9 protein-coding genes are annotated in these 10,648 nt (G+C 61.4%); 5 read left to right on the forward strand and 4 right to left on the reverse strand.

The annotated features are described in order from the left end of the window. From B5483_RS23035 to B5483_RS22390, 4 genes are all read right to left on the reverse strand, one after another. On the reverse strand, positions 1-478 hold a 478-nt coding region (locus B5483_RS23035), incomplete at its 3' end, for a DUF3237 domain-containing protein (RefSeq protein WP_139384132.1). A gap of 332 nt (positions 479-810) precedes the next feature. After that, on the reverse strand, positions 811-1,230 hold the full coding sequence (locus B5483_RS22380; protein ID WP_079732108.1) for a nuclear transport factor 2 family protein: 420 nt from the start codon (positions 1,228-1,230) through the stop codon (positions 811-813). A 1-nt stretch (position 1,231) separates the two neighbouring features. Then, the gene (locus tag B5483_RS22385) at positions 1,232-2,272 is read right to left on the reverse strand and encodes an AraC family transcriptional regulator (protein WP_079732109.1); all 1,041 of its coding nucleotides are present in this window, start codon (positions 2,270-2,272) and stop codon (positions 1,232-1,234) included. 67 nt (positions 2,273-2,339) lie between these two features. Then, positions 2,340-3,812, reverse strand: coding sequence for an aldehyde dehydrogenase family protein (locus B5483_RS22390; RefSeq protein WP_176168180.1), 1,473 nt, complete (start codon positions 3,810-3,812; stop codon positions 2,340-2,342). 53 nt (positions 3,813-3,865) lie between these two features. On the opposite strand from B5483_RS22390, the gene B5483_RS22395 reads away from it, so the two are divergent. The 5 genes from B5483_RS22395 to B5483_RS22415 all read left to right on the forward strand — a co-directional run bounded on the left by B5483_RS22395 (position 3,866) and on the right by B5483_RS22415 (position 10,377). After that, positions 3,866-5,677, forward strand: coding sequence for a GMC family oxidoreductase (locus B5483_RS22395; RefSeq protein WP_245829568.1), 1,812 nt, complete (start codon positions 3,866-3,868; stop codon positions 5,675-5,677). A gap of 1 nt (position 5,678) precedes the next feature. After that, the gene (locus tag B5483_RS22400) at positions 5,679-6,965 is read left to right on the forward strand and encodes a spinster family MFS transporter (RefSeq protein ID WP_079732110.1); all 1,287 of its coding nucleotides are present in this window, start codon (positions 5,679-5,681) and stop codon (positions 6,963-6,965) included. 63 nt (positions 6,966-7,028) lie between these two features. Then, positions 7,029-7,949, forward strand: a complete 921-nt coding sequence (locus tag B5483_RS22405) for a DUF8021 domain-containing protein (RefSeq protein ID WP_139384133.1) — start codon at positions 7,029-7,031, stop codon at positions 7,947-7,949. Positions 7,950-7,997: 48 nt separating this feature from the next. After that, positions 7,998-9,458, forward strand: coding sequence for a carotenoid oxygenase family protein (locus B5483_RS22410; protein ID WP_079732112.1), 1,461 nt, complete (start codon positions 7,998-8,000; stop codon positions 9,456-9,458). A gap of 70 nt (positions 9,459-9,528) precedes the next feature. After that, a complete protein-coding gene (locus B5483_RS22415) occupies positions 9,529-10,377 on the forward strand; it encodes a DUF8021 domain-containing protein (protein WP_425435064.1) in 849 nt (282 codons plus the stop codon). The last annotated feature ends 271 nt before the right edge of the window (positions 10,378-10,648 follow it).

Genomic DNA, 10,648 nt, shown 5'->3' on the forward strand with positions numbered 1-10,648 from the left:
GGTCCAGCGCCTCCTGCGAATAGGCGGTGACCGACAGCGGCACGCGACGCAGCACCTGCTCCTGCCGGGTCGCGGTCACGATGATCTCCTGACTCGCATCCCCTGAATCCTGAGGGGCATCCGCGCCGGTGACCTGGGCGAAGGCGACGACCGACACGCCGCTGGATAGAATAGCCAAGGCAACAGCGCCAAACTTCTTGCAATTCATTATGGTGTCTCTCCTGTAGACATGTGAATTCTTGGAAGGCCAGCCGGTCCCGAGGAAACAATCCAGGACCGCATGATCCCTGACAGGTGCCCGGACATCGCAGCCGATGATCACGTTCTGGGTCAGCCAGTCATGCGGTCGCACTGGCGTCTCAGGGGCGGTATGCAGATGAAACAGAGATGGTCGGCGATGGCCCAGATCGTCCAGCTCGCGTAGATGGCGAGCGCTGACCACGGCGGTGCTGCTGCCGCGACCGCGCAGCAGGCCCATTCTCCATCACGTATGAAATGACGAAGCCGGTCCAAGACAGCTGGCCGGGCGTTGTTTCGCTAAACGGCAGTTCTTGCCGCATCTGGGGCAGTAGCGCGCCCAGCGACAGTCGGTGAAAATCATTATGAGCATGGGCGATGGCGGGAAAAACACGCAGGTATATGCGCAATCCGCCTTCGGGCGGCCCAGCCGGCGGCAAGAAACGGACAGTATCTGCCCCTTGCCACGCTGGCTCCCTGCTTATGCCTTGCTCCATGCGCGGCAAACTAGCTGTCGGAAATCAGGACGCTTGTTTGGGAAGGAACCAGTAAGTTCGTTCCTGACGAACCGGGTCAGTTGCCAGCGCGTACTCCGCTCGCATCCTGAGTATACCGGGCGACACGGATTCGGTGGAAGAGGCCGTCCTGCAGGTCGAAATGCACGAAATTATTCATGATGAAGACGTCGCCTTTGCGCAAGGGCTGGGCTGCAAAATCCGGATGATCCTCGATCGCCTCGAAGGTCGTTCCCATTTCGCAGGCGATGCGGTCCTGATCCATGGCGAGATAGTCGATTTCGAGATGTTCGCGGACATAGCCGAACAGCCGGGTGTAGGAGGCGATGATTGAATCCGGCCCGCGCAAAATCCGGCGATTGCCCTCGCGGTCGGGCGGCAGCTCCAGCTCTACCTCGTCGGACCAGTATTTGCGCATGGCTTCGAAGTCGCGTGCATTGAAGCTGGCGATATAGGACATGAAATGGTTCAGCTCCATGTCAGCACCTTTCCTTCGCACCGCTCAGGACAAGCTCTCCAGCCGGGATACCGTTCTCGGCCAGTCCCTCGGCTGGCGGTGCTGGAGGCTCAAGCCGGAACTGTCTGGCGGACATGCCATAATGGTCGCGGAAGAGCTTCGAGAAATGAGCGGAATTGTTGAAACCCCAGGAAAAGGCGATCTGCGTGATCGACTGGCTTGCCTTGCTTGCGTCCACCAGGTCGCTGGCGCACCGCTGCAGCCTCATGTCCCAGATATAGGCGCTTAGCGTCTGTTCTCCCCCGCGAAACACCTTATGCAGATAGCGTTTCGTGCATCCCAGATGATCCGCGATGCGATCAAGCGAAAGCTTGGGATCCCGAAGGTTCCGGCTCACATAGGTCTTGATCCGCTCGCGCACGGTGTCCTGCATGCTCGTGACCGCCCGTGCGGCATCATGCTCGTTGATGGCCAATTGGATAAGCTGGGCAGCCGTGTCGATCATGTCGGTCTGGTCGGCAGTGGTGAGGGACGCCCAGTCCCGATTCAACACTTCGAGGAACCCTCCTGCGACCCGGGCCATTCCCGGCTGCGAACCGAAGGGATAGAGCTCCGACCCGGGGGCGAGCGGCTCGCGCCGGAAGAAGAAGTCGGCGGGAAAGATCAACAGCAGTTGCACCGAGTCCGGCGTCAGCTCGATCTCCATCTCGCGCGAGAAATCGTGGATCATCCACTGCGAAGGGGCCACGCGCGTTGTTCCCATGCGCGTGGTCACCCGGCAGTTTCCCTGAATCTGGGCAACCACCTTCATGCAATCAATCGGCCGGTCGACCTTGGGAACGCTGAAATTCAGCGAACTGGCCTCGCTTGCGGCGAAGCGCCGCAATTCGATTCCCTGGAGCGGGCGATAGGGATGGGCGAGCGAAAAATGCCCCTTCTCATGGTCTGCAAAGGCGATGCGTTCCAGCCATTCCCGCACACGCTGGCGGGCTTCAGCCGAGACGATCTCCCGGATCAATGGTTGTTCGCCGGCATGCGCGGTTGCTCCAACGATCTTTCGCATATCACTCTCCTTGGCCCCTCCTCTTCTCGGGAGGATCGGGCATCTTCGCTCGCAATCTACCTGTTTTTTACAATTTGATCGAGACCGACTTCAGTTCAGTGAAGGCCTCGATGCCCTGGCGACCATTCTCGCGGCCCCAGCCGGACTGCTTGAAGCCGCCGAACGGCATGTTGGAATCGAGCCCGGTCCCGCCATTGACTCGCACGGTTCCTGCCTGGATGGCCTTTGCCGACCTGAGGGCGGTTCCCACGTCCTTTGTCCAAACCGACGCCGACAGGCCATAGTCGCTGTCATTGGCGCGGGCGATCACTTCGTCGAAGTCATCGAACGGCGCGGCGGCGACCACCGGCCCGAAGATTTCCTCGCGCATGATGCGATCCTCCTGACCGACATTTACAAAGACGGTCGGCTCTACGAAGAAGCCCGGACCTTCGGCGGCCTTGCCGCCGGAGAGGATTTCTCCACCATCCTGTCGTCCAGCCTCCACATAGCCGAGCACCCGGTCCCGCTGGATCGAGGAGATCAGCGGTCCGAGGTCTGTGTCGGGCGCCGAACCGCGTCCCAGCCTAAGCGCCCTGGCGCGGGCGGCAATCCGCTCCACCGTCTGGTCGAAGATGCTGCGGTGGATGAAGACGCGAGACCCAGCGACGCAGATCTGCCCGCTGTTCATGAATACTCCCATCGCCGCACTCTCCGCCGCTGCCTCCAGGTCGGCATCGGGGAAGATGATGACCGGGCTCTTGCCGCCCAGTTCCAGCGAGAGGCGCTTGAGATTGCCTGCGGCGCCCGCCAGCAGCCGCTTGCCGGTTGCGGTCGAACCCGTAAACGCGACCTTGGCGACCAGCGGGTGGTCAACCAGGGCTTGGCCTGCTTCGGCGCCGAGCCCGGTGACGATGTTGACCACGCCGGCAGGGAAGCCTGCCTCCAAAATCAGTTCGCCAAGGCGCAGCGCGGTCAGCGATGTGAGCTCGGCCGGCTTGAGGACAACGGTGCAGCCCGCCGCAAGCGCAGGTCCGATCTTGGCCACCGCCATGGCGAGCGGGAAGTTCCAGGGCACGATCAGCCCGACGACGCCGACCGGTTCCCTCAGGGTGAAGGCCTGGTGGTCGGGGGCGGACACGGGAACGGACTCGCCGTTGATCTTGTCGGCCCAGCCCGCATTGTAGCGAAGCCCCTCGGCGGCGCCCATGGCGCCGAACATGCCCATGCGAAACAACATGCCATTGTCGAGGCTCTCGAGCAGGCCCAGCGAACGGGCGTTGGCCATGATCTTGTCAGCCAGCGCCCAGAGCAGCTTCGCCCGATCGCTCCCCCGCGTGGCCGACCAGGCCGGCAGTGCAGTGGCGGCAGCCTGGACTGCCTGGTCGATATCTTCCGCTCCGCCCGCGGGAAAGGCGCCGATCGTTTCGCCAGAGGCGGGGTCGATCGACTCGATCGTCCCGCCCCTGGCGCCCCGTTGCCACGCCCCCCCAATGAGCAAGCCATGATCGCGCCCGGCAAACTCCCGCGCCGCAACCAATTCCGCTTCTTCAATCTGCATGCAATCCTCGCTTCAAGAGGGGCTGCCCCAGCCGGGAACTGGCCCAAATCGTAATGACGAAGGTCACATTAGCGCGCGCGCGGTGTCCAACTTTGCCGAAAAGGAACTGGTCATTTCGCCCAAAGTGCCAGGCGCCATTTACCGTTTTTCATATCCTTCGGACCGTGCAAACCGATCCTATCAATGAAGACGAGAACGAGAGCGGGATGACGCGGGAATTCGATTATATAGTTGTTGGCGCCGGATCGTCGGGCGCGGTCATAGCGGCGCGCCTTTCCGAAGATCCGGCGGTGCGCGTGCTGCTGCTGGAAGCAGGTGGCCGCGACCGTCATCCCCTGATGGCGATGCCGCTTGCCTTCTTCCAGCTGCTGCGCCAGCCGGAAGTGAATTGGGGCTATACGACGGAACCGGAGGTCCATGCGGACAATCGCTGCCTCCCGGTGTTTCGCGGCAAGGCCCTGGGCGGGTCCTCTTCCATCAATGGCATGATGTTCACCCGCGGCGACCCGCGGGATTTCGACCAGTGGGCGCAGATGGGCGCCACGGGCTGGAGCTTCGAGGATGTGCTGCCCTATTTCCGAAAGATGGAGCGGAGCTGGCGCGGGGCCAGCGCCCGCCATGGTGGCGACGGCCCGATCAGCACGCAGCGCCACCCGACCGAAAACCGGCTCTGCAAGGCGCTGCTCGAGACGGCGCGTCGCCAGGGTCACGCCGTCACCAACGATTTCGAGCAGGACTATGAAGGATTCGGCGCTCCCGACTTCTCGATCCATCGCGGGCGCAGGGCAAGTACCGCCAAGCGCTATCTCGAGCCTGCCGCTGGGCGGAATAACCTGACGATCGCGATCGAGGCACAGGCGACACAGATCCTGTTCGAAGGAAATCGGGCGGTAGGTGTCAAATATCTGCAGAACGGCGCGATGCGCGAGGCCCGCGCCGGATGCGAGGTCATCCTGTCCGGTGGCGCTTATAACAGTCCGCAACTGCTGATGCTCTCCGGCATCGGCCCAGCGGAGCATCTGCGGGAAATGGGCATCAAGACGAAGGTGGACCTGCCTGGCGTCGGGCAGAATCTCCAGGAGCATCCCGGCGTGCAGTCCTCCTTCCAGCCCCATGGCGCCATGGATTTCGAGAATGCGATCCGCTTCGACCGGATCGCCCGCTCGGTCCTGTGGTGGCGCATGACCGGGAAGGGGCTGCCTGCCACGCTGCCGCTGACAGCGATGGCTTTCTACAAGTCGCGACCGGACCTCGAGCGACCCGATCTCGAGGCCATGTTCGTGCCAACGGCCATGGATGCGAAAGTCTGGTTCCCCGGCATCGTCAAGGGGCGCGGGTCGGTGTTCAGCACGTCCACCATCATCCTTCGTCCCGACAGCCGGGGCTGGGTGAAGCTCCGGTCCGCCAACCCGCTCGACAAGCCGCGGATATTCTGGAACCTGTTGGGCACCGAGAGCGACCGGGCCCTCATGCGCCATGGTTTACGCTGGATGCGCGAATTGCTGGCGGGGGATCCCTTAAACCAAATGATTGGCGAGGAACTGCGGCCGGGCCAGTCGGCCCAGAGCGATGCGGATCTTGACGCCTATATCCGCCAGACGATCGCGACCGCGCATCACCCCACCAGTACCTGTACGATGGGCGTTGGCCGGGAGGCGGTCGTCGATCCGCAACTGCGCGTCTACGGTGTCGAGCGGCTGCGGGTCGCGGACGCCTCGATCATGCCGATCATCGTTGGCGGTCATACCAATGCGCCGAGCATCATGATCGGCGAGAAGGCCGCCGCGATGCTGAAGGCGGGTCCATCAGCTGAACAACCGGAGGAAAAAGGCCGCGTTAGCCGCCTCTGGGACGAGGTTGCCTGACATGCACCAGCCCTTGCGCAAGGTATCCAATCCCTATTGGGTGCTTGGACTTCTGACCCTCGTCAACACGTTCGGTTTTATCGACCGCATCGTCATCCAAACGCTTGTCCAGCCCATCAAGATCGATCTCGCACTGAGCGATGCCGAACTCGGAATATTGGGTGGACTAAGCTTCGCTGTCCTCCATGCTCTGCTGAGCATCCCGGTCGCGCGCCTCGCGGAGCAGCGCAGCCGCGTCGTCATCATCGCCATCGGTACCGCGCTTTGGTCAATCGCAACATCACTGTGCGGCGCAACGGCCAACTTCGCCCAGTTGATGCTAGCGCGCATTGGCGTCGGCATCGGCGAGGCAGCCGGCGTGCCAGCTTCCACCTCGCTCATTTCCGATTACTTCCCCCGCTCCTGGCGGGCATCTGCGATGGCCGTTTTCATGCTTGCGGTGCCATTCGGCGCGATGATCGGCGGCGCGGGTGGAGGTTGGATCGCCCAGCATTACAGCTGGCGGACTGCCTTCGTTGCCGCCGGTCTGCCCGGTGTTGTCCTCGCCATCCTGGTCCTCCTTACGATCCGTGAACCGCAACGGGGCCGCTTCGACCAGGAAGCGCACGCAAGCGACACGCCCCCTCTCAAACACGTCCTTCGCCGCTTTACCGAGATTCGATCGCTGCGCTACCTCGTCATTGGGACCACCATCTCGACAACCGCCGGCTATGGCATCAATTATTTCATCCCTGCTTATTATGGTCGGCGGTTCGGCCTCGACTTTGCCGAGGCGGGGATGATCTCCGGTCTCATTGGCAGTGTCCCAGGCATATTGGGCATTATCGGCGGCGGCTTCCTGGCGGATCGCTGGGCGCGGCGCAACCCGAGGGTCTACGCGCTGATCCCGATGGCCGGCTTCCTGCTCACCGCACCGCTCTATCTCTGGGCGTTCGTGCAGCAGGACTGGGTTGGCTTTACCGCCCTGCTCGCGGCAACCGCCCTGATCCAGTTCTCCTACATCCCAATTTCCGCCGCGGTAATCCAGAACATGATGCATCCCCGAATGCGGGCCTCGGCCTCTGCGATCGTGAATCTTCTCTACTCGTTGATTGGCCTCGGGCTGGGCCCGCTCTGCGTCGGCGCCTTGAGTGATCATTTCGGATCGCGTGATCCCGCATCGCCCGCTGGCGGCCTGCAACATGCGATGATGGGCTTTGCCCTCCTCTATGTCCTGGGCGGCCTGTTCCTTGCCATTTCGTCTCGCACCGTGCGCGACGATCTCGAGCGCGCAACCCAGGGCGGCTGACCGGCCCATGGCGCTGGGCGACGTCCGGCGCAAGCACACCAAACACAAGCGGATATTCGAACCATGTCACAGTCCCAACATAGCCGCGTGCAGCTTGAGCAGATGATCGACGCCTATCTCGCCGCGCTTCTTGCACGCGATCCGTCCCAGATGCCGGTCTCCCCAGGCTGCCGCTTTACCGAAAATGGTGTAGCCATCCCCCTGGGCGAAGCGCTGTGGCGCAGCATTGATCGTCTTGACAGCTATCGCGTCGACTATATCGATCCTGATGCTGGCCAGGCCGCAAGCCATGTTGCCTTCGTCGAGAATGACCGCGCTGGCTTGATGGCGCTGCGTATCAGGGTTGAAGACGGCCTGATCACCGAGGTCGAGACCATCTTGCACCGTTCCGCGCCTATGGCGCTGAACATGCCGAAGGCGGAGCCCTTGTGGTTCGAGGCGGAAGATCCCTCCGGTCGCCTCGACCGGGACGCTTTGGCTGCCGAAACCGAAAATTATCTCAAGGCCGTCGCCATGGATGACGGGAGCCAGGTCAGGTTCAACCGCCAATCCGCAATTCGCCTGGAAAATGGAATATTGATGGCGATTGGTCCGAACGACGAATGGCCCTATCCGATGAGGCCGATCGAAGATCCCGACAGCTGGTTCGCCGCCGTCCGCTCGACCCTTGGCATGCACCCTGCCGACCAGCTCAGCACGGGCATCTATTCCTTCATCACGAGTTACGACAATGCGCGCTTCCCGGTGATCGACGTCGAGCGACAGGTCGTGTTCGGCGTGTGGAACTTCCGTCGCCTGGGCACGGTCAGAGGCATGACCCTCAACGGCAAATATTATCCGCATATGGCGGGAACCCAGTTCCCCAATGAAAACCTGCTGGGCCAAGCCTTCAAGTTCCGTGACGGCGCCATAACGCGAGTGCAGGGCGTGTTCCTCAATGCCAATGTCTACAAGGCGGGCACCGGCTGGGACATGTCGCGATAGAGACGACTTCGCGAACATTTCATTCGAAATCGAAAGAGGATTGCTCTTATGTCCCACAAATCCAATTTCTTGGCGCCGCAGGCATTCGAAGCGGACGTGATCGACTGTCAAGTCATCGGTACCGTGCCCCGAGGTCTCAACGGCGCTTTTGTGCGCGTCGGTGGCGACTGGGCCTATCCACCCAAGAATCCAGATGATTCCGTCTTCAACCAAGACGGCTATGTCAGCCGGTTCCGCTTTCGCGACGGGAAGGTCGACTATAAGGGCCGCTGGATACAGACCGAGCGCTATCGGCGCAACCGTGCCGCTGGGCGGCAACTTTACGGCTATTATCGCAATCCCTATGATTGCGAGCCGGAAGTCGCGCATGTGGAGGAGCCCTGGCGCAACACCGTCGCCAATACCAGCCTTGAGGTCAATGCAGGCCGCCTCTTCGCATTGAAGGAGGATGCCCGTCCTACCGAAATCGATCCGGTCACGCTGGAAACGCGCGGCTCCTTCAATTTTGGCGGGAAATACAAGAGCCAGACCTTCACTGCTCATCCAAAGATTGATCCAGAAACCGGCGAACTGCTCACCTTCGGCTATGAAGCTACCGGACTCGCAACCGATGACCTGTTCTTCTACGTTATCGACAAAGCGGGCGAAGTCACCCGGGAGGTCCGGCTGAAGGTCCCCTATGTCAGCATGGTCCATGACTGGGCGATCACGGACAAGCATGTGATCTTCCCCGTGTTCGGCTACGTGACCGACGAGGCGCGGCTTCGCAAGGGCAGGATACACTGGACTTTCGATGCCGAGGCGCCCACCTATTTCGGGATACTTCCACGCAATGGCGACGCTAGCGACCTGCGTTGGTTCAAAGGCCCCAATCGCGCAATCGTTCACACGTTCAACGCGCGTACGGTCGGCGACAGGGTGGTGCTGGAAGCACCAATCTTCGACAATAATCCTTTTCCCTTCTTTCCCAATGCCGATGGAACGCCCTGGGATCCGGTCAAGGGTCGCTCCTACATTCGACGGATCAGCTTTGACCTCAACTCGAAGGATGACGGCTATGAGGAGGAGATCCTCTTTCCTGATCTTCCGGTGGTCGACCTGGGCCGGGTGGACGAGCGGTTCATGGGCCGCGACACGCGCTACGCCTATACGTCCTTCAACGATCTCTCCAAACCGCTCGACCGGGACAGGATCGGCGAAGGGATCAGGCACATAGTGAACAGCTATGGGGTGTTCGACCTCAAGGATCGCACGATGCGCTCCTTCTATGCAGGTCCCACCCATGGCTTGCAGGAAGTCACCTTCGTGCCGCGCCATGCTGCTGCCGATGAAGGCGATGGCTGGTTGATCGGCACGGCAAGCAATTTTGCCGACATGTGCACCGAATTGGTGGTGGCCGACGCGAGGCATCCAGAGGATGGCACCGTGGCCCGGGTGATCCTGCCCTTCCGCTCCAATGTCCAGGTCCATGGGCGCTGGTACAGCGACGCGCAACTGCAGTTCGACTGACGCCCTTTGACGCAGTGCCGATCCCGCGGTTGGCATCGAGACCAGCCACACCGGAGATGTCCCAATGAGTTTGAACGAGGCCGCCCTGCATGCGATCGCCGACCAGTATCGCGCCGCCTATGTCGCCCATGATCCGTCCCTTGCGCCCATTTCGATGGGGATAAGGTTCAGCGAGAATAACGTCGCCCTGCCATTTCCGGACGGCACATGGGACACGGTTGCGGAGGAGGTCGGCCCTCCGCTGACCTTCGTCGATACGACCGCGGGCACCATCGGAATCTTCACGGCGATCCGTACGCTTGATGTCCCTGGCTTCCTCGCCATCAGGCTCAGGGTGGAAAATGGTCAGATTACAGAGGCCGAGCATATATTGTCGACGAAACGGAACCTGTCCGGACCGCCGACGCCGATTGGCCCGATCGAGCAATTCCGTCACGAGCCGGATCTGCTGGAGCCGGTGGCCGATGATGAACGAATGACGCGCGACGCGCTCATCTCGGTTGCCAATGGCTATTGGTCGACCCTGGAAAACAATGATGGGGAAATTCGCGATACCGCCTTTTCCGCCGACTGCACCCGCTTCGAAAATGGCATGGCTTTCCCCGACGTGGAAAAACTCTTCCTGCTGGGCCGGTATCGCTTCAATGAACGTGTGCGCGATCGCGACTTCATGGTGATTGACGAGAGCCGCGGGCTGGTTATGAGCCGGGCTTTCATCGACCACAAGGGTGCGTTGGACGAATATGCCCTGACCGATGGCACCGTCATTCCTTCGATCTTCCGCGAACCGCACAGTTGGTGTGTTCTGGAACTCTTCAAGATCAAGGCCCATCGGATCACGGCCATCGAAGCAACATTCATCGCGGTTCCCTACTATATGCCCACGCCCTGGGCTCCTGCAGCCCGCTGGGCGCGCTGAACGGCGCACTGGTTTCCCATTCTTGCATCGTCAGTCTCCTGATTGGGCCATGCTGCGGACGAAATGACGGCGCACGGCGCGAGTTGATGCGCGCAAGGCTTCTCCATGGAGGAGGTGGAGCTCCGATCCGATTGAGAGGGAATTTGCACATCGGGACGCATCGTTTGTGCTCCGGATGCGGATTCCGAAGGAAGCCGGCCGGGGATTCCGATTTGATGTCGGCCACCATTCCGATTTGAAGCCGGCCACCTATTCCGACTGATGTCGGCCA

It is taken from the genome of Novosphingobium mathurense, assembly GCF_900168325.1.
Taxonomy (GTDB): Bacteria; Pseudomonadota; Alphaproteobacteria; order Sphingomonadales; family Sphingomonadaceae; genus Novosphingobium; species Novosphingobium mathurense.